This is a genomic window from Pseudomonas sp. Root329 (genome assembly GCF_001424925.1).
GTDB classification, from domain to species: Bacteria; Pseudomonadota; Gammaproteobacteria; order Pseudomonadales; family Pseudomonadaceae; genus Aquipseudomonas; species Aquipseudomonas arabinosi.
Window position 1 is genome coordinate 61,339 of the sequence record NZ_LMCV01000034.1, and the last position, 19,295, is coordinate 80,633.

General features: G+C 60.1%; 15 protein-coding genes. 10 read left to right on the forward strand and 5 right to left on the reverse strand.

From position 1 onward, the window contains the following. Positions 1 to 18: 18 nt before the first annotated feature. The 3 genes from ASC74_RS22045 (at position 19) to ASC74_RS22055 (ending at position 3,554) form a co-directional block, all read left to right on the forward strand. Complete coding sequence (locus ASC74_RS22045) at positions 19 to 330, forward strand: cupin (RefSeq protein WP_056744058.1); 312 nt, start codon at positions 19 to 21, stop codon at positions 328 to 330. 105 nt (positions 331 to 435) lie between these two features. Continuing rightward, entirely contained in the window at positions 436 to 1,581 is a 1,146-nt protein-coding gene (locus ASC74_RS22050) for a TDT family transporter (RefSeq protein WP_056744061.1), read from the forward strand. Between the two features lie 98 nt (positions 1,582 to 1,679). Continuing rightward, on the forward strand, positions 1,680 to 3,554 hold the full coding sequence (locus ASC74_RS22055; RefSeq protein WP_056744063.1) for an MFS transporter: 1,875 nt from the start codon (positions 1,680 to 1,682) through the stop codon (positions 3,552 to 3,554). 46 nt (positions 3,555 to 3,600) lie between these two features. Here the strand turns inward: ASC74_RS22055 and ASC74_RS22060 are convergent, their stop codons facing one another. From ASC74_RS22060 to ASC74_RS22080, 5 genes are all read right to left on the reverse strand, one after another. Beyond that, positions 3,601 to 4,527, reverse strand: a complete 927-nt coding sequence (locus ASC74_RS22060; protein WP_056744065.1) for a GGDEF domain-containing protein — start codon at positions 4,525 to 4,527, stop codon at positions 3,601 to 3,603. Positions 4,528 to 4,902: 375 nt separating this feature from the next. Continuing rightward, positions 4,903 to 5,643, reverse strand: coding sequence for a YciK family oxidoreductase (locus ASC74_RS22065; protein WP_056744067.1), 741 nt, complete (start codon positions 5,641 to 5,643; stop codon positions 4,903 to 4,905). 85 nt (positions 5,644 to 5,728) lie between these two features. After that, positions 5,729 to 6,400 carry an N-acetylmuramic acid 6-phosphate phosphatase MupP gene (mupP, locus tag ASC74_RS22070; protein WP_056744070.1) on the reverse strand — a complete coding sequence of 224 codons (672 nt, stop codon included), beginning with the start codon at positions 6,398 to 6,400 and terminating at the stop codon, positions 5,729 to 5,731. A 4-nt stretch (positions 6,401 to 6,404) separates the two neighbouring features. Next, positions 6,405 to 7,103 (reverse strand): bifunctional 2-polyprenyl-6-hydroxyphenol methylase/3-demethylubiquinol 3-O-methyltransferase UbiG, encoded by a 699-nt coding sequence (gene ubiG, locus ASC74_RS22075; protein ID WP_056744072.1) that lies wholly within the window; start codon positions 7,101 to 7,103, stop codon positions 6,405 to 6,407. A gap of 57 nt (positions 7,104 to 7,160) precedes the next feature. Then, positions 7,161 to 8,495 (reverse strand): TRZ/ATZ family hydrolase, encoded by a 1,335-nt coding sequence (locus ASC74_RS22080; protein WP_056744074.1) that lies wholly within the window; start codon positions 8,493 to 8,495, stop codon positions 7,161 to 7,163. 108 nt (positions 8,496 to 8,603) lie between these two features. Between ASC74_RS22080 and mtnA the strand changes: the two genes are divergently transcribed. The 7 genes from mtnA (at position 8,604) to cmk (ending at position 19,227) form a co-directional block, all read left to right on the forward strand. Continuing rightward, positions 8,604 to 9,680 (forward strand): S-methyl-5-thioribose-1-phosphate isomerase, encoded by a 1,077-nt coding sequence (gene mtnA, locus ASC74_RS22085; RefSeq protein WP_046047992.1) that lies wholly within the window; start codon positions 8,604 to 8,606, stop codon positions 9,678 to 9,680. 434 nt (positions 9,681 to 10,114) lie between these two features. Further along, positions 10,115 to 12,772 carry a DNA gyrase subunit A gene (gene gyrA / locus ASC74_RS22090; protein ID WP_056744076.1) on the forward strand — a complete coding sequence of 886 codons (2,658 nt, stop codon included), beginning with the start codon at positions 10,115 to 10,117 and terminating at the stop codon, positions 12,770 to 12,772. 228 nt (positions 12,773 to 13,000) lie between these two features. Further along, a complete protein-coding gene (gene serC / locus ASC74_RS22095) occupies positions 13,001 to 14,086 on the forward strand; it encodes a 3-phosphoserine/phosphohydroxythreonine transaminase (protein ID WP_056744078.1) in 1,086 nt (361 codons plus the stop codon). Then, the gene (gene pheA / locus ASC74_RS22100; protein ID WP_007899727.1) at positions 14,086 to 15,180 is read left to right on the forward strand and encodes a prephenate dehydratase; all 1,095 of its coding nucleotides are present in this window, start codon (positions 14,086 to 14,088) and stop codon (positions 15,178 to 15,180) included. The genes serC and pheA overlap by 1 nt, the downstream gene beginning before the upstream one ends. A 12-nt stretch (positions 15,181 to 15,192) precedes the next feature. Next, positions 15,193 to 16,305 carry a histidinol-phosphate transaminase gene (gene hisC, locus ASC74_RS22105; RefSeq protein ID WP_056744080.1) on the forward strand — a complete coding sequence of 371 codons (1,113 nt, stop codon included), beginning with the start codon at positions 15,193 to 15,195 and terminating at the stop codon, positions 16,303 to 16,305. 28 nt (positions 16,306 to 16,333) lie between these two features. Then, positions 16,334 to 18,541, forward strand: coding sequence for a bifunctional prephenate dehydrogenase/3-phosphoshikimate 1-carboxyvinyltransferase (locus tag ASC74_RS22110; RefSeq protein WP_056744675.1), 2,208 nt, complete (start codon positions 16,334 to 16,336; stop codon positions 18,539 to 18,541). Continuing rightward, a complete protein-coding gene (cmk, locus tag ASC74_RS22115) occupies positions 18,538 to 19,227 on the forward strand; it encodes a (d)CMP kinase (RefSeq protein WP_008148720.1) in 690 nt (229 codons plus the stop codon). The genes ASC74_RS22110 and cmk overlap by 4 nt, the downstream gene beginning before the upstream one ends. Positions 19,228 to 19,295: the final 68 nt, after the last annotated feature.

The following is a 19,295-nucleotide window of genomic DNA, read 5'->3' on the forward strand; positions in this document are numbered from 1 at the left end:
ATTTCGACGGACCGACGCATGAAAATCATCCGCAGCAAATCCTTCACCGCTGACCGTGCCTGGGGCGCTTTGGATATCGCCAACATGAACGGCATCACCACACGTTTGCACTGGACCGATCAGCCCTATAAATGGCACATCAATGATGGGCAAGAAGTGTTCGTGGTGCTGGATGGCATCGTGCAGATGCGTTATCGCGAAGCAGGTCAGGAGAAAGAAGTGATGTTGGGTATAGGCGATATCTTCTATGCCGACGTCGGCACCGAACACGTTGCCCATCCGCAGGGTGCGGCGAGAATCCTGGTGATCGAAACTGAAGGCAGCGTCTGACGCTATATCTGTAAAACAGATAACAGTTAGAGATATTACCCGTTATATAGATATTCGATTCGGATCTACCATGAGCTCCACCTCAACAGAGGACAGGAGTTCACCATGACATGCCCCAACACCGCCCCAGCCGGTTTCAAACCTTTCAGTCATTTGCAGCATCCGCGTGAAGTCATCCGCCAGTTCACGCCGAACTGGTTCGCCGCCACCATGGGCACCGGTGTGCTGGCGTTGGCGCAACTGCCTGGCGCAAATGCCGGTTTGCACGCGATTGCCGAAGCCCTTTGGCTGTTCAATATCGTGCTGTTCGTCTTGTTCACTGCGCTATACGCGGCGCGTTGGGCGCTGTTTTTTGATGAGGCGCGGCGGATTTTCGGCCACTCCACGGTCTCGATGTTTTTTGGCACCATTCCCATGGGCCTGGCGACCATCATTAATGGTTTCCTGGTGTTCGGTCTGCCGCGTTGGGGCGAGGGCGTGATTGATGTCGCCGAGGTGTTGTGGTGGCTGGATGTGGCGATGTCTGTGGCGTGCGGCGTGCTGATTCCCTACATGATGTTCACCCGTCAGGAACACAGCATCGACCAGATGACCGCCGTCTGGCTGTTGCCGGTGGTGGCGGCGGAAGTGGCGGCCGCCAGCGGTGGTCTGCTGGCTCCGCACCTGGCCGATGCCCATTCGCAACTGGTGGCGCTGGTGACCAGCTACGTGCTCTGGGCCTTTTCCCTGCCGGTTGCGTTCAGCATTCTGACCATTCTGTTGCTGCGCATGGCGCTGCATAAACTGCCTCACGAAAACATGGCCGCCTCCAGCTGGCTGGCGCTCGGCCCGATCGGTACCGGGGCGCTGGGCATGTTGCTGCTGGGCGCCGACGCACCGGTGATCTTCGCTGCCAACGGTCTGCCGGGCATCGGTGAAATCGCCGCAGGGCTGGGGTTGGTGGCCGGGATCACCCTGTGGGGCTTTGGTCTGTGGTGGATGCTGATCGCGGTGCTCATCACCCTGCGTTACCTGCGCGTCGGTATTCCGTTCAATCTCGGCTGGTGGGGTTTCACCTTCCCGTTGGGCGTCTATTCCCTGGCGACGTTGAAACTGGCCAGCACCTTGAACCTGGCGTTTTTCAGTGCCTTCGGTTGTGTGCTGGTGGTGTTACTGGCGGTGATGTGGCTGATCGTCGCCAAACGGACAGTGCAGGGCGCCTGGCGGGGCGAGTTGTTTGTCTCGCCGTGCATTGCAGGATTAAACAAATAACCTGCAAAGTTTAGGTAATGTGTGGCCTGGATCGGCGTTGGATATTCCAATCACTGCATCCACGCCACTCTCTACCCAACATCAGGGACACATGGAAGATGAGTCACCCCTCACAATTCACCTTGCTTCGCACCCGGCGCTTCCTGCCGTTCTTCGTCACGCAGTCGCTCGGGGCGTTCAACGACAACATCTTCAAGCAGTCGCTGATACTCGCCATTCTCTACAAGTTGACCATCGACGGTGACCGCTCGATTTGGGTCAACCTGTGTGCGCTGCTGTTCATTCTGCCGTTCTTCCTGTTCTCGGCGCTGGCCGGGCAGTTCGGGGAAAAGTTCGCCAAGGACGCGTTGATTCGTCTGATCAAGCTCGGGGAAATCGCCATCATGGCGGTGGGAGCGGTCGGTTTCATGTTCGATCACCTGTCGCTGATGCTGGTGGCGCTGTTTGCCATGGGCACTCACTCGGCGCTGTTCGGGCCGGTGAAATATTCGATCCTGCCCCAGGCGTTGCGAGACGAAGAGCTGGTGGGTGGCAACGGTCTGGTGGAAATGGGCACCTTCCTGGCGATCCTCGCCGGGACCATCGGCGCCGGGATCATGATGTCCTCCAGTCATTACGCGCCGATTGTCTCTACGGCGATCATCGGTGTTGCGGTGCTTGGCTACCTGGCCAGTCGCAGCATTCCACGGGCCGCGGCCGCCTCCCCGGAAATGCGTTTGAACTGGAACATTTTCAGCCAGTCCTGGGCCACGTTGAAGCTGGGCTTGGGGCAGACGCCAGCGGTGTCACGCTCGATTGTCGGCAACTCGTGGTTCTGGTTTGTCGGGGCGATTTATCTGACGCAGATCCCGGCCTATGCCAAGGAGTGGATGCACGGCGACGAAACCGTGGTGACGCTGATTCTGACGGTGTTCTCGGTCGGTATCGCGTTGGGTTCGATGCTTTGCGAGAAATTGTCCGGCCGCAAAGTCGAAATCGGTCTGGTGCCGTTCGGCTCGTTCGGTCTGACGGTGTTTGGTTTGCTGCTGTGGTGGCATTCTGGTGGCATTCCGGACAGCGTTACAGGCCATGGCTGGATCGAAGTCCTGGGTTTTGGCCACGCCTGGCTGGTGTTGATCGACATTCTGGGGCTTGGGGTTTTCGGCGGTTTCTACATCGTGCCGCTGTACGCGCTGATTCAGTCTCGTACCCACGAGAACGAGCGGGCGCGGGTGATTGCCGCCAACAATATTCTCAACGCGCTGTTCATGGTGGTGTCGGCGATTGTCTCGATCGTTTTGCTGAGCCTGGTCAAGCTGTCGATCCCGCAGCTGTTCCTGGTGGTGTCGCTGCTGAACATCGGCGTCAACGCCTACATCTTCAGCATCGTCCCCGAGTTCAGCATGCGTTTCATGATCTGGCTGCTCAGCCATTCCATGTACCGCGTGGAGCATCGCAATCTGCAACTGATTCCCGATGAGGGCGCGGCGTTGCTGGTGTGCAATCACGTGTCCTTCGTCGACGCCTTGCTGATTGGCGGCGCGGTGCGTCGGCCGATTCGCTTTGTGATGTATTACAAGATCTACAACTTGCCGGTGCTGAACTTTATCTTTCGCACGGCCGGGACCATTCCGATCGCGGGGCGTCAGGAAGACATTCAGATCTACGAAAAAGCCTTCACGCGCATTGCTCAGTATCTGAAGGACGGCGAGTTGGTGTGCATCTTCCCTGAGGGAAAATTGACTGCCGATGGCGAGATCAACGAGTTCAAGGGCGGGCTGACGCGGATTCTCGAAGAGACGCCGGTGCCGGTGATTCCGTTGGCATTGCAGGGTTTGTGGGGGAGTTTCTTCAGCCGCGATCCGCAAAAGGGCGTGTTTCGCCGGTTGTGGTCACGGGTGACGCTGGTGGCAGGGCCTGCGGTGCCGGTTGAGGCGGCAGAGCCAGCCAGGTTGCAAGGGATGGTGGGGGAATTGCGCGGCGCTGTGCGCTAATTCCTTTCGGTGCGGGCCGCTAACCAAGCGTGCCCGCTCTGGGTATTCAACCCGCCATCGCCAACCGGTTACGTCCTTCGCGCTTGGCCACATACAACGCACTGTCGGCCCGTCGCAACAGGCTGTCGGCAGACTCGCCAGGCAATAGCGTCGAGCAGCCAAGGCTGACCGTCAGCTCGATCGAGTGGCCGTCGGCCGAATATTCCTCTGCCTGCACCGCAAATCGTAGCCGTTCGCCAACCATGGCTGCCGCCTCACGACTCGTGTTGGACAGCAGGATCAGGAACTCCTCGCCACCAAAGCGGAAGACCATGTCCACGTTGCGCAACTGGTTTTTGATCGAGGCTGCAACGGCCTTGAGCACGTCATCGCCGGCGCTGTGTCCGTGGGTGTCGTTGATGTGTTTGAAGTGATCGATGTCCAGCATCAGCAGTGACAAGGGTTGCAGATGCCGACGTGACATCTCGATTTCCCGTTGCAGGGTCTGATCCATGGCGATGCGGTTGCCGGTGTCCGTGAGCGGATCGCGCAAGGCGCTTTGGGTCGCGGCGCGGTAAAGCAAGGCATTGCGCATCGGATACAGCAATGCGGACAGCAGCGACTCGAGATTGCCTTGTTCCTGCTCACTGAAGCGTTGATTGCGGCGGAATACCAGTTCACCCAGTTGCTCGCCTTCATGGCTGAGGCTGTAGCTGATCGAATGATGGCCGCGCAGGCCGAACTCCAGGCGCAAGTCGCTGGACGTGTGCTCGTACGTCAAGGCGTCAAGCGGTACAAGTTGCTGAATCTCACGGAAGAAGAGCCCGAGAATGCGTTGCGGCTCAAGACTGGTTTGCAACAGCAGGCTCAACTTCTGGCGCAGTTGCGCAAGGTTGGCAGGCCTCTCCTGAAGAGGAGGCTGCTGACCAAAGCCCAGGCGTTGCAATTTGGCAGCATCGAAGTCAATTGCGTTGGTCTGGGAAGGTGATTTCATTATGTCGTGCGCCCCTAAGCAGTAAGGCTGTCTTACAGGCTGGGTGAGAGCGGCTTTGGGCTGCGCGTCATACTGGTCCATCAGTCCCGTAGGACATTTGGCGCAAGTTTAGTCCGCTTTGCCGACGATAAGTAACCTGTCGGCTCAGGCGTCCGCCCTGTCTGCTTTCACACTGCGTGTCTGAGCAAATTTAGAGCGAAAGTCGTGCCATTCGGTTCCGTCGGATAAAAAACGTTCTAAATCAAGGTGTTGAGGCTGTTGTTGAAGAATGCTGTCGCGTTCGGTGACAGTTGTTTGACTTGTGATGGGGTGGTTACGACGCACTTCAAGTGCCGCGACGGGAAGCTGTCGCGGCACAAAAGCGACGCGCGGGCGTTACTGAGCGTTGAACGCCTGGCCGTTGATGCCGGTGCTGTCCGGGCCCATCAGGTAGAGGTAGATCGGCATGATCTCCTCGGGCGTCGGGTTGTTCAGCGGGTTTTCACCCGGGTAAGCCTGGGCGCGCATGCTGGTGCGGGTGGCGCCCGGGTTGATGCTGTTGGAGCGCACCGGTGCCACGGTGTCGACTTCGTCGGCCAGGGTTTGCATCAAGCCTTCGGTGGCGAATTTGGACACGCCATAAGCGCCCCAATACGCGCGACCCTTGCGGCCGGCGCTGCTGGAGGTGAACACCACCGAAGCATCCTGCGACAGCTTGAGCAGCGGCAACAGGGTGCTGGTGAGCATGAACATGGCGTTGACGTTGACGTGCATGACGCGCATGAAGTTTTCGCCGGACAGTTGCTCGATCGGTGTACGCGGGCCAACGATCGACGCGTTGTGCAGCAAACCGTCGAGATGGCCGAATTCGGTTTCGATCATCGCTGCCAGCTCATCGTATTGATGGGGCAGGGCGGTTTCCAGGTTGAACGGGATCACGGCCGGTTGTGGATGGCCGGCGGCTTCGATTTCGTCGTAGATTTGAGTCAGGTTGGCTTCGGTCTTGCCCAGCAGCAGCACGGTGGCGCCGTGTGCGGCGAAGGTTTTTGCGGCGGCAGCGCCGATGCCACGGCCAGCGCCGGTGACCAGTATGACCCGGTCCTTGAGCAATTCAGGGCGGGCGGAATAATCAAACATAAGAAACCTCTACAAAAATTCTTCAGGCCAAGCGCCAACCCTGTGGGAGCGAGCCCCTTGGATGCGGTGCACCTGCAAAAGCGGCTCAGCAGCTACATAGCGCGCTATCGAGCACCTTGCGCAACTCCAGCGGATGATCGACCACCACATCCGCACCCCAATGCCGCGGGTTATCGTCTGGATGAATGTAGCCATAGGTCACGGCGGCCGTCTTGGTGCCGGCATCGCGACCGGATTCGATATCGCGCAGGTCATCACCCACAAACAGCACGCTGGCCGGGTCCAGGTCGAGCATCTTGCACGCCAGGATCAACGGCTCGGGGTCCGGTTTGCTGTTCTTCACATGGTCCGGGCAGATCAACAACGCCGAGCGCTCGGCCAGGCCAAGCTGTTGCATGATCGGCTCGGCGAACCGCAGCGGCTTGTTGGTGACCACGCCCCAGATCAGGTTGGCCTTCTCGATGTCGGCCAGCAGTTCGCCCATGCCGTCGAAGAGTTTGCTGTGAACCGCGCAACCGGCGAGGTAACGCTCCAGGAACTCCAGGCGTAATTCCTCAAAACCCGGTGATTCCGGGTCCATGGAGAAGGTCACGGCGACCATCGCCTTGGCGCCGCCGGAGATCTCGTCGCGAATGTGTTTGTCGTTCATCGGCGGCAAGCCGCGATCGGCGCGCATCGCCTGACAGATCGCAATGAAGTCCGGCGCGGTGTCGAGCAGGGTGCCGTCCATGTCGAAAAGAACTGCTCTGATACGCATCGGCTTACTCCTCGCGCAGGGTCTGGATCATGTAGTTGACGTCCACGTCGGAGGCCAGTTTGTAGTGCTTGGTCAGCGGGTTGTAGGTCAGGCCGATGATGTCCTTGACGGTCAAGCCGGCCATGCGACTCCAGGCACCCAGCTCGGACGGGCGGATGAATTTCTTGAAGTCGTGGGTGCCGCGCGGCAGCAGCTTCATGATGTATTCCGCGCCGACGATGGCGAACAGGTACGCCTTCGGGTTGCGATTGATGGTGGAGAAGAACACCTGGCCGCCGGGCTTGACCATGCGGAAGCAGGCGCGGATCACCGAGGATGGATCCGGCACGTGCTCGAGCATTTCCAGGCACGTGACCACGTCGAACTGCTCGGGCATTTCTTCAGCCAGCGCTTCAGCGGTGATCTGCCGGTATTCGACGCTCACGCCGGATTCCAGTTGATGCAGTTGCGCGACCGCCAGCGGCGCTTCTCCCATGTCGATGCCCATCACGGTGGCGCCGCGCTGGGCCATGGCTTCACTGAGGATGCCGCCGCCGCAACCGACGTCGAGGACTTTCTTGCCGGCCAGCTTGACCCGCTCGTCAATCCAGTTGACCCGCAGCGGGTTGATGTCGTGCAGCGGTTTGAACTCGCTTTCGCGGTCCCACCAGCGATGGGCCAGGGCTTCGAATTTGGCGATTTCGGCGTAGTCGACGTTGCTCATGGTTAAGTCCTCTAAAACTTGAAAAATCCTGTTGCCCCGGTGGTTGGTCCGGGGTGCTTACGATTCGGTATGTCCGCTGATGCGCTGGCCCCAGGCCTTGGCGGTGGCGCAGAGCTGTTCTTCATCCAGACGAGTCAGGCGACGGTCGTCGAGCAGTTGCTTGCCGGCGACCCAAAGGTGTTTCACGCAATCACGGCCGGTGGCATATATAAGCTGCGAAACCGGGTCGTAGACCGGTTGCTGCGCCAGGCCGGAGAGATCGAACGCGACGATGTCCGCGGCTTTGCCGACTTCCAGCGATCCCACTTCGGATTCAATGCCCAGCGCGCGGGCGCCGTTGAGCGTGGCCATGCGCAGGGCGCGATGAGCATCCAGCGCAGTGGCCGAGCCTGCGACGGCTTTGGCCAGTAAAGCGGCGGTGCGGGTTTCGCCGAGCAGGTCCAGGTCATTGTTGCTGGCCGCGCCATCGGTGCCGATCGCCACATTGACGCCAGCCTGCCACAAGCGCTCCACCGGGCAGAACCCGCTGGCCAGCTTCAGGTTGGATTCCGGGCAATGAATCACGGTGGTGTTGCTTTCTACCAGCAACACCAGGTCTTCGTCGCTGATCTGAGTCATGTGGACGGCCTGGAAGCGCGGCCCCAACAAACCCAGGCGCCCGAGGCGGGCCAATGGGCGTTCGCCGCACTGCTCGACGGACTGCTGCACTTCGAAGGCGGTTTCATGCACGTGCATGTGGATCGAGGCGTCCAGTTCTTCGGCGATCACCCGGATTTTCTCCAGGTTCTCGTCACCTACGGTGTAGGGTGCGTGGGGGCCGAAGGTGACTTTGATGCGCTCGTGGTGCTTGAGATCGTTGAACAGTTCGACGCCCTGACGAATGGCTTCGTCCGCCGTGCTGGCGCCCGGGATCGGGAAATCGAGGATCGGAATCGCGATTTGCGCGCGAATGCCGCTGTTATGCACGCGCTCGCTGGCAACCTTCGGGAAGAAATACATGTCAGAGAAACAGGTGATGCCACCTTTGATCTGCTCGGCGATCGCCAGGTCAGTGCCGTCACGGACGAAAGCTTCATCGACCCACTTGGCTTCGGCCGGCCAAATGTGGTTTTCCAGCCAGGTCATCAGGGGCAGATCATCGGCCAAGCCACGGAACAGCGTCATCGCCGCATGACCGTGGGCATTGATCAAGCCAGGGCAGAGCAACATGTTCGGCAGTTCGCGGACTTCGGTTGCGTTAAGCTTCAGCGCAGTCGAGCGTGGGCCGATGAAGACGATGCGTCCGTCGCGGATGCCCAGGGCGTGCTCTTTGAGGACAACGCCAGCGGGTTCGACGGGTACCAGCCAGGTCGGCAGCAATAGCAAGTCGAGCGCAGCGGCAGTGTTCGGCATCGAGAGTCGGTTCCAGAGCTTTTGTAAAGGATGGCGAAGTATACCCGAGCGTCTTCGCAGGGGGATCGCTATAATCGACGGCTTTTGTTCATGAGTACGGGGTGACGGATGCGCGATCGACTGTTGGCTGCGGAGAAGGTGAAGGCCATCGATTGGCGTGATGGCGCCCTTTACCTGCTGGATCAGCGTATTTTGCCGTTTGAGGAAACCTGGATCGCCTACACCAGCGCTGCTGGCGTGGCCGAGGCCATTCGTTCGATGGTGGTGCGCGGCGCGCCGGCGATTGGCATCAGTGCCGCCTATGGTGTTGTGCTGGCAGCCCGCGCGCGGTTTGCCGAGGGCGGTGACTGGCAGGCGGCGCTGGAAGAGGATTTCGCGCTGCTGGCCGATTCCCGTCCGACCGCAGTCAACCTGTTCTGGGCCCTGGGCCGCATGCGCGACCGGCTTGAGCGTCTGAAGCATCACGCCGATCCGCTGGCGGTGCTGGAGGCGGAGGCTATCGCCATTCACGAGAGTGATCGCGAAGCCAACCTGACCATGGCGCAACTGGGTGTGGACCTGATCCGCAAGCACCAGGGCAACGCCCAGGCGATTCTGACCCACTGCAACACCGGCGCTCTGGCCACCGGTGGTTTTGGCACGGCGCTCGGCGTCATTCGTGGCGCTTTCATTGAAGGCATGGTCGAGCGCGTCTATGCCGACGAAACCCGTCCGTGGCTGCAAGGTTCGCGGCTGACCGCATGGGAACTGGCCAACGAAGGCATTCCCGTCACGCTCAATGCCGACTCCGCCGCCGCCCACATCATGAAGACCAAGGGCATTACCTGGGTGATCGTCGGCGCTGACCGGATCACCGCGAATGGCGATGTGGCCAACAAGATCGGCACTTATCAGCTGGCGGTGAACGCCATGCACCACGGCGTGCGCTTCATGGTGGTGGCGCCGAGTTCAACCATCGACATGAACCTGGCCAGCGGTGATGAGATCCCGATTGAAGAGCGCGATGGTCGCGAGTTGCTGGAAGTCGGCGGCAAGCGGGTCGGGGCGGATGTCGATGCGTTCAACCCGGTGTTCGACGTGACCCCGGCGGATTTGATCGATGCGATCGTCACCGAAAAAGGCATCGTCGAGCGCCCGGATACCGCGAAAATGGCGCAGTTGATGTGTCGTAAGCGCCTGCATTGATGATCTCTGGCGTCTGTTAAGTCGCCTTCGCGAGCAAGCCCGCTCCCACATTTGACCGAGATATCCAGTTAGACACGGTCGAGTGTGGGAGCGGGCTTGCTCGCGAAGAGGCCCTCACAGCCACCAAACAACCCTATTCACTTCGAAATTCTTCAATCAAAAAGCCTCTAAGCCTCTCTCGTCCCCTTCAAGCCTGTCACCGGTCAACTAACTATGCTCCATGCGCATCAGGGGGATAGGTGCGTGGCGGCTCTTGTGATAACATCCGGCGGTTTCCAAGGTAGCCCGATGTGGCTGCCTTTACTGCGCAGATCCATGGCATAACTCGTTGATTTGTCGTAAGTCGGTGCATGGCACTCAGCCTGCAGCGGCGAGCTTCGTTCGTCCCATATGGATGTGACGAAGTTTCACCAGAAAAAGGAATCAGGCTTCTCATGGGCGAACTGGCCAAAGAAATCCTCCCGGTCAATATCGAAGACGAGCTGAAGCAGTCCTACCTCGACTACGCGATGAGCGTAATTGTCGGGCGGGCACTGCCGGATGCGCGCGATGGCTTGAAGCCCGTGCACCGGCGTGTGCTGTTCGCGATGAGCGAGCTGGGCAACGACTTCAACAAGCCGTACAAGAAATCTGCCCGTGTTGTCGGTGACGTGATCGGTAAGTATCACCCTCACGGTGATACCGCGGTGTACGACACCATCGTTCGGATGGCGCAGCCATTCTCGCTGCGTTACCTGCTGGTAGACGGTCAGGGCAACTTCGGTTCCGTGGACGGCGACAACGCCGCCGCCATGCGATACACCGAAGTGCGCATGACCAAGCTGGCGCACGAGCTGCTGGCTGACCTGCACAAAGAAACCGTGGACTGGGTGCCGAACTACGACGGCACCGAAATGATCCCGGCGGTCATGCCGACCCGTATTCCCAACCTGTTGGTCAACGGCTCCAGCGGTATCGCCGTGGGCATGGCGACCAACATCCCGCCGCACAACCTCGGTGAAGTCATCGACGGTTGCCTGGCACTCATCGACAACCCTGAGTTGACCATCGATGAGCTGATGCAATACATCCCCGGTCCGGACTTCCCGACCGCCGCGATCATCAACGGTCGCGCCGGTATCATCGAAGCCTACCGCACCGGTCGTGGCCGCATTTACATGCGCGCCCGCTCGATGATCGAAGACATCGACAAGGTCGGTGGCCGTCAGCAGATCGTCATCACCGAACTCCCTTACCAGCTGAACAAGGCCCGTCTGATCGAGAAGATCGCCGAGCTGGTAAAAGAGAAGAAGCTCGAAGGCATCACCGAACTGCGCGACGAGTCCGACAAGGACGGTATGCGCGTCGTGATCGAACTGCGTCGCGGCGAAGTGCCTGAGGTGATTCTCAACAACCTCTACGCCCAGACCCAGCTGCAAGCGGTGTTCGGTATCAACATCGTTGCGCTGATCGACGGCCGTCCGCGGATCCTGAACCTCAAGGACCTGCTGGAAGCCTTCGTTCGTCACCGTCGCGAAGTCGTCACCCGCCGTACCGTGTTCGAGCTGCGTAAAGCCCGCGAACGTGGCCATATTCTGGAAGGTCAAGCGGTTGCCCTGTCGAACATCGACCCGGTCATCGCCCTGATCAAAGCTTCGCCAACGCCGTCGGAAGCCAAGGAAGCGCTGATCAAGACGGCGTGGGAATCTTCCGCCGTGGTCGCGATGGTTGAGCGTGCCGGTGCCGATTCGTGCCGTCCAGAGACCCTGGACCCGCAATACGGTCTGCGCGAAGGCAAGTACTTCCTGTCGCCGGAACAGGCGCAAGCCATTCTGGAACTGCGTTTGCACCGCCTGACCGGCCTGGAACACGAAAAGCTGCTGGCCGAGTATCAAGAGATCCTCAACCAGATCGGTGAGCTGATCCGCATCCTCAGCAGCGCTACGCGCCTGATGGAAGTGATCCGCGAAGAACTGGAAGTGATCCGTGCCGAATACGGCGACGTGCGCCGCACCGAGATTCTCGATGCCCGTCTCGACCTGACCCTGGGTGACATGATCCCGGAAGAAGAGCGCGTCGTGACCATTTCCCACGGTGGCTACGCCAAGACCCAGCCATTGGCTGCGTACCAGGCTCAGCGTCGTGGCGGTAAAGGCAAATCGGCTACTGGCGTCAAGGATGAGGACTACATCGCTCACCTGCTGGTCGCCAACAGCCACACCACGCTGCTGCTGTTCTCCAGCAAAGGCAAAGTGTACTGGCTGAAAACCTACGAAATCCCGGAAGCGTCCCGCGCTGCCCGTGGTCGTCCGCTGGTCAACCTGCTGCCGCTGGACAGTGATGAATACATCACCACCATGCTGCCGGTCGACGAATACACCGAAGGTCACTTCATCTTCATGGCGACTGCCAAAGGCACCGTGAAGAAGACCCCGCTGGAATCCTTCAGCCGTCAGCGCAGCGTCGGTCTGATCGCGCTGGAGCTGGATGAAGGCGATGTGCTGATTTCTGCTTCCATTACTGATGGCAGTCGCGAAGTCATGCTGTTCTCCGACGGCGGCAAGGTGACTCGCTTCAAGGAAACCGACGTTCGCGCCATGGGCCGTACCGCTCGCGGTGTCCGCGGCATGCGTCTGCCGGAAGGCCAGAAGCTGATTTCCATGCTGATCCCGGAAGAAGGCAGCCAGATCCTGACCGCTTCGGCCCGTGGTTTCGGCAAGCGTACGGCGATCACCGAGTTCCCTGAGTACAAACGTGGTGGTCAGGGCGTTATCGCCATGGTCAGCAACGACCGTAACGGCCGTCTGGTTGGTGCAGTCCAGGTGCTCGACGGCGAGGAAATCATGCTGATTTCCGACCAGGGCACACTGGTTCGTACTCGTGTCGACGAAGTCTCCAGCCTGGGCCGTAACACCCAGGGCGTGACCCTCATCAAACTGGCCAGCGATGAAACGCTGGTAGGTCTGGAGCGGGTTCAGGAGCCGTCGGAAGTCGAAGGTGAAGAGCTGGAAGAAGGTGAAGAGGGTGCAGTGTTCGACGGCGAAGTCGTAATCGACGACGTTGTTGAAGATCAGCAACTCGACGCCGCCGCTGACGAAGAACCGCAAGAGTAAGCGGACAGACAGGGGGCGGATGAGAATTCGCCCCCTTGTTGTTTGTCCGTAATGAAATATCGACACCCATGAAAATTCCTTGTGGGAGCGGGCTTGCTCGCGAAGACGGACTGACATTCAGCACAGATGTCGCCTGTTACACCGCTTTCGCGAGCAAGCCCGCTCCCACATTGGATCTGTGTCGACTGATATGTTTGTACGATCCACCAAATCAGAGCGAGATTGGATGTGAGCAAGAGAGCCTATAACTTCTGTGCCGGTCCTGCGGCACTTCCCGAAGCTGTCCTGCAGCGCGCCCAGGGTGAACTCCTTGATTGGCACGGCAAGGGCCTGTCGGTCATGGAAATGAGCCATCGCAGTGATGAGTTCGTGTCCATCGCCACCAAGGCCGAGCAGGATCTGCGTGATCTGCTGAATATCCCCTCGAACTATAAAGTGCTGTTTCTGCAAGGTGGCGCCAGCCAGCAATTTGCTCAGATTCCTCTGAACCTGTTGCCGGAAAGCGGCACCGCCGACTATATCGACACCGGTATCTGGTCGCAGAAAGCCATCGAAGAAGCTTCGCGCTACGGAAACGTAAACGTTGCCGCTACCGCCAAGCCTTACGACTATTTCGCTATTCCCGGTCAGAACGAATGGAACCTGTCGAAAGACGCGGCCTACGTTCACTACGCGCCGAACGAAACCATCGGCGGCCTGGAATTCAACTGGGTTCCGGAAACCGGTGATGTTCCGCTGGTCGCCGACATGTCTTCCGACATTCTCTCGCGTCCGATCGATGTTTCGCGCTTCGGCATGATCTACGCCGGCGCCCAGAAGAACATCGGCCCGAGCGGCATCGTCGTCAACATCGTTCGCGAAGACCTGCTGGGTCACGCCCGTTCCCTGTGCCCGACCATGCTCAACTACAAGGTCGCGGCCGACAACGGCTCGATGTACAACACCCCGCCAACCCTGGCCTGGTACCTCTCGGGTCTGGTATTCGAGTGGCTGAAGGAGCAGGGTGGTGTTGAAGCCATCGGCAAGCTCAATGAAGTGAAGCAGCGCACGCTGTACGACTTCATCGACGCCAGCGGCTTGTACAGCAACCCGATCAACAAATCGGATCGCTCGTGGATGAACGTGCCGTTCCGTTTGGCTGACGACCGTCTCGACAAGCCATTCCTGGTCGGTGCCGAAGAGCGTGGCCTGTTGAACCTCAAGGGTCACCGTTCCGTGGGTGGCATGCGTGCCTCCATCTATAACGCCGTCGACATCGTTGCGGTCAACGCACTGATTTCGTACATGGCAGAGTTCGAGAAGGAACACGGCTAATGTCTGAGCAAGAACTCAAGGCACTGCGCCTGCGCATTGATGCCCTGGACGAGAAAGTCCTGGAGCTGATCAGTGAGCGCGCACGCTGCGCCCAGGAAGTTGCGCGAGTAAAGATGGCCTCGCTGGCCGAAGGCGAAGTGCCGGTGTTCTATCGTCCTGAGCGTGAAGCTCAGGTGCTCAAGCGCGTGATGGAGCGTAACCAGGGGCCGCTGGGCAACGAAGAGATGGCGCGGCTGTTCCGCGAAATCATGTCCTCGTGCCTGGCCCTCGAGCAGCCGCTGAAAGTGGCGTACCTCGGCCCTGAAGGCACCTTCACCCAAGCCGCGGCCATGAAACACTTCGGCCACGCGGTAATCAGCAAGCCGATGGCAGCGATCGACGAAGTGTTCCGTGAAGTGGCGGCCGGTGCGGTGAACTTTGGCGTGGTCCCGGTGGAAAACTCCACCGAAGGCGCGGTCAACCACACCCTCGACAGCTTCCTCGAACACGACATGGTGATCTGTGGCGAAGTCGAGTTGCGAATTCACCACCACCTGTTGGTCGGTGAAAACACCAAGACCGACAGCATCAGCCGTATCTATTCCCATGCCCAGTCCCTGGCCCAGTGCCGCAAGTGGCTGGACGCGCATTACCCGAATGTCGAGCGCGTGGCGGTGTCCAGCAACGCCGAAGCGGCCAAGCGGGTCAAGGGTGAGTGGAACTCGGCGGCAATTGCCGGCGACATGGCCGCAGGCTTGTACGGGCTGACCCGTCTGGCCGAGAAAATCGAGGATCGCCCGGACAACTCCACGCGATTCCTGATGATCGGCAGCCAGGAAGTACCGCCGACCGGCGACGACAAGACGTCGATCATCGTCTCCATGAGCAACAAGCCTGGCGCACTTCACGAGTTGCTGGTGCCGTTCCACGACAACGGCATCGACCTGACGCGAATCGAGACGCGTCCGTCGCGCAGCGGTAAATGGACCTACGTGTTCTTCATCGACTTCGTCGGCCACCACCGTGACCCGCTGGTCAAAGGTGTGTTGGAAAAGATCAGTCAGGAAGCAGTGGCACTCAAAGTGCTGGGTTCCTACCCGAAAGCAGTTCTCTAAGGGCGGTAGCAAATGAGTGGTGACTTCCTCGCTCTGGCACAGCCGGGCGTGCAACAACTTTCGCCTTACGTTCCGGGCAAGCCTGTGGACGAACTGGCGCGCGAGCTGAACATCGATCCGGCCAGCATCGTCAAACTGGCGAGCAACGAAAACCCGTTGGGCGCCAGTCCCAAGGCTCTGGCGGCGATTCACGAAGCGCTGGCCGAACTGACCCGCTATCCGGACGGCAACGGTTTTGCGCTCAAGACCCTGCTGGCCGATCAGTGCCGCGTCGAGCTCAATCAGGTGACGTTGGGCAACGGTTCCAACGATATTCTGGAACTGGTCGCCCGTGCCTATCTGGCGCCGGGTCTGAACGCGGTGTTCAGCGAGCACGCGTTTGCGGTCTATCCGATCGTCACCCAAGCCGTCGGCGCTACGGCCAAAGTGATCCCGGCCAAAGACTGGGGCCATGATCTGTCGGGCATGCTGGCCGCGATTGATGCCGATACCCGCGTGGTGTTCATCGCCAACCCGAACAACCCGACCGGGACCTGGTTCGGCGCCGAAGCGCTGGACGAATTCCTGCAGGACGTACCGGAACACGTGCTGGTCGTGCTGGACGAGGCCTACATCGAATACGCCGAAGGCAGCGACTTGCCGGATGGCCTGGATTACCTGGCGGCTTACCCGAACCTGCTGGTTTCGCGCACGTTCTCCAAGGCTTATGGCCTGGCAGCGTTGCGGGTCGGTTATGGCTTGTCCACTGCCGTGGTTGCGGATGTGCTGAACCGCGTGCGTCAGCCGTTCAACGTCAACAGCCTGGCCTTGGCCGCTGCGTGCGCTGCGCTGCAAGACGCCGAGTACCTGGCTGAAAGCCGTCGCCTGAACGAATCCGGCATGCAGCAGCTGGAAGCGGGTTTCCGTGAGCTGGGGTTGAGCTGGATTCCGTCCAAGGGCAACTTCATCTGCGTCGATCTGGGTCGTGTTGCGGCGCCGGTCTTCCAGGGCTTGCTGCGCGAAGGCGTGATCGTGCGTCCGGTGGCCAATTACGGCATGCCGAACCACTTGCGCATCACCATCGGTTTGCCGGCTGAAAACAGCCGCTTCCTTGAGGCGCTGACCAAGGTTCTGGCTCGTGGTTGATGTCACTGCACTGCAATCTGCTGAACCTATGATCGGTCGCCTGGTGGTGGTCGGTCTGGGGCTGATCGGCGGTTCGTTTGCCAAGGGTTTGCGTGAAAGCGGCCTGTGCCGCGAAGTGGTCGGGGTCGATCTCGACCCGCAGTCGCGCAAACTGGCGGTTGAGTTGGGTGTGGTGGATCGCTGCGAAGAAGACCTGGCCGCTGCTTGCCAGGGCGCCGACGTGATTCAGTTGGCCGTACCGATCCTTGCCATGGAAAAAATGCTCGGCCAATTGGCCGGCATGGATCTGGGGCAAGCGATTCTGACCGACGTCGGCAGCGCCAAAGGCAATGTGGTGCGGGCGGCAACCGAGGCGTTTGGCGGCATGCCGGCGCGTTTCGTGCCGGGGCATCCGATTGCCGGTTCCGAGCAGAGCGGGGTGGAAGCCTCTAACTCAGAGCTGTTCCGTCGCCATAAAGTGATTCTGACACCGCTGGATCAGACTGATCCGGCAGCCCTGGCAGTGGTCGACCGGTTGTGGCGCGAATTAGGCGCCGATGTCGAGCACATGCAGGTCGAGCGTCATGACGAAGTGTTGGCGGCGACCAGCCACTTGCCGCACTTGTTGGCGTTCGGTTTGGTCGATTCGTTGGCCAAGCGCAATGAAAACCTTGAGATCTTCCGTTACGCTGCCGGCGGTTTCCGCGATTTCACAAGAATTGCGGGTAGCGACCCGGTCATGTGGCACGACATCTTCCTCGCCAACCGCGAAGCTGTCCTGCGCACACTCGATACATTTCGCAGCGACCTCGACGCCTTGCGCGACGCGGTCGATGCAGGGGATGGGCACCAATTGTTGGGCGTGTTCACTCGCGCCCGGGTTGCCCGCGAACATTTCAGTAAAATCCTTGCCCGCCGGGCTTATGTGGACGCTATGAATTCCAACGACCTGATTTTCCTGGCACAACCTGGTGGCCGCCTGACTGGGCGGATTCGAGTACCGGGCGACAAATCGATTTCCCACCGTTCGATCATGCTCGGCTCCCTGGCTGAAGGCGTTACCGAAGTGGAAGGTTTCCTCGAGGGCGAAGACGCCCTGGCAACCTTGCAGGCCTTCCGCGACATGGGCGTCGTGATCGAAGGTCCGCACCACGGCCGCGTGACCATTCACGGCGTCGGCCTGCATGGCTTGAAGCCTGCGCCGGGCCCGATCTATCTGGGCAACTCCGGCACGTCGATGCGTCTGCTGTCTGGCCTGTTGGCTGCGCAGAACTTCGATAGCACGCTGACGGGCGATGCGTCGCTGTCCAAGCGTCCGATGAATCGTGTGGCCAATCCGCTGCGTGAAATGGGCGCTGTGATCGAGACCGCTGCCGAAGGTCGTCCGCCGATGACCATTCGCGGTGGCAACAAGCTCAAAGGCCTTACCTACACCATGCCGATGGCCAGTGCCCAGGTTAAATCCTGCCTGCTGCTGGCGGGTTTGTACGCCGAAGGCAAGACCACCGTCACCGAGCCGGCTCCCACCCGCGACCACACCGAGCGCATGCTGCGTGGCTTCGGCTACCCGGTCACCGTCAACGGTGCGACCGCTTCGGTCGAGTCCGGCCACAAGCTGACCGCGACCCACATTGAAGTGCCGGGCGACATCTCGTCGTCGGCGTTCTTCCTGGTGGCCGCGTCGATCGCCGAAGGTTCGGAGCTGGTGCTTGAGCACGTCGGCATCAACCCGACCCGTACCGGCGTGATCGACATCCTGCGTCTGATGGGCGCTGATATCACCCTGGAAAACCAGCGTGAAGTCGGCGGTGAGCCGGTTGCGGACTTGCGCGTACGTGCAGCTAAACTCAAAGGTATCGAGATTCCCGAGGCGCTGGTTCCACTGGCCATCGACGAATTCCCGGTGCTGTTCGTGGCCGCCGCCTGTGCCGAAGGGCGCACCATCCTGCGTGGCGCCGAAGAGCTGCGGGTTAAAGAGTCGGACCGGATTCAGGTCATGGCTGATGGCTTGCTGGCGCTGGGCGTCAAATGCGAACCGACCCCGGACGGCATCATCATCGACGGTGGCCAGATCGGCGGCGGCGAAGTGCACGGTCACGGCGATCACCGGATTGCCATGGCCTTCAGCGTGGCTTCGCTGCGCGCCACTGCACCGATCCGCATCCATGATTGCGCCAACGTCGCGACGTCGTTCCCGAACTTCCTCGCGCTGTGCGCGCAGGTCGGTATCCGTGTTGCACAAGAGGCTCAGTCGTGATTATCAAGCCACCGGTCATCACCATCGACGGGCCTAGCGGTTCGGGCAAGGGCACTATTGCCGGGATTCTGGCAAAGCGTCTGGGCTGGTGCCTGCTGGATTCCGGTGCGCTGTATCGTCTGCTGGCATTCGCCGCGCGCAACCATGGCGTCGATCTGACCAATGAAGAGTCGCTGAAGCTGCTGGCCGCTCATCTGGACGTGCAATTCGTCGGCGCGACCGAAGGTCATCCGCAGCGGATCATTCTCGAAGGTGACGATGTCACTGATGATCTGCGCAACGAACAAGTTGGCGCCTGGGCTTCCCAGGTCGCTGCGCTGCCGGCGGTGCGTGATGCGCTGCTCCAGCGCCAGCGGGCGTTTCAGGAAGCTCCGGGTCTGGTGGCCGATGGTCGCGACATGGGCACGGTGGTTTTCCCCGATGCACCGCTGAAGATATTCCTCACTGCCAGTGCCGAGGAGCGTGCGCGCCGTCGATACTTGCAGTTGAAGGGCAAAGTCGATGGTGTTAGTCTGTCGAGTCTGCTAGATGAGATACGTGTCCGCGATGAGCGTGACACCCAGCGAGCGGTAGCCCCGCTCAAGCCGGCGGCTGACGCCATACAGCTGGATTCCACGGAATTATCCATCGATCAGGTGCTGGAACGCATCATGAGCGAGATCGCCATTCGCGATATCGCCGGGTGACCAAGAAACTCCGTAGGGGACCAGTCATAGTCTTGCGGTGTTTCTTCTAATGAACATAACCCACGTCG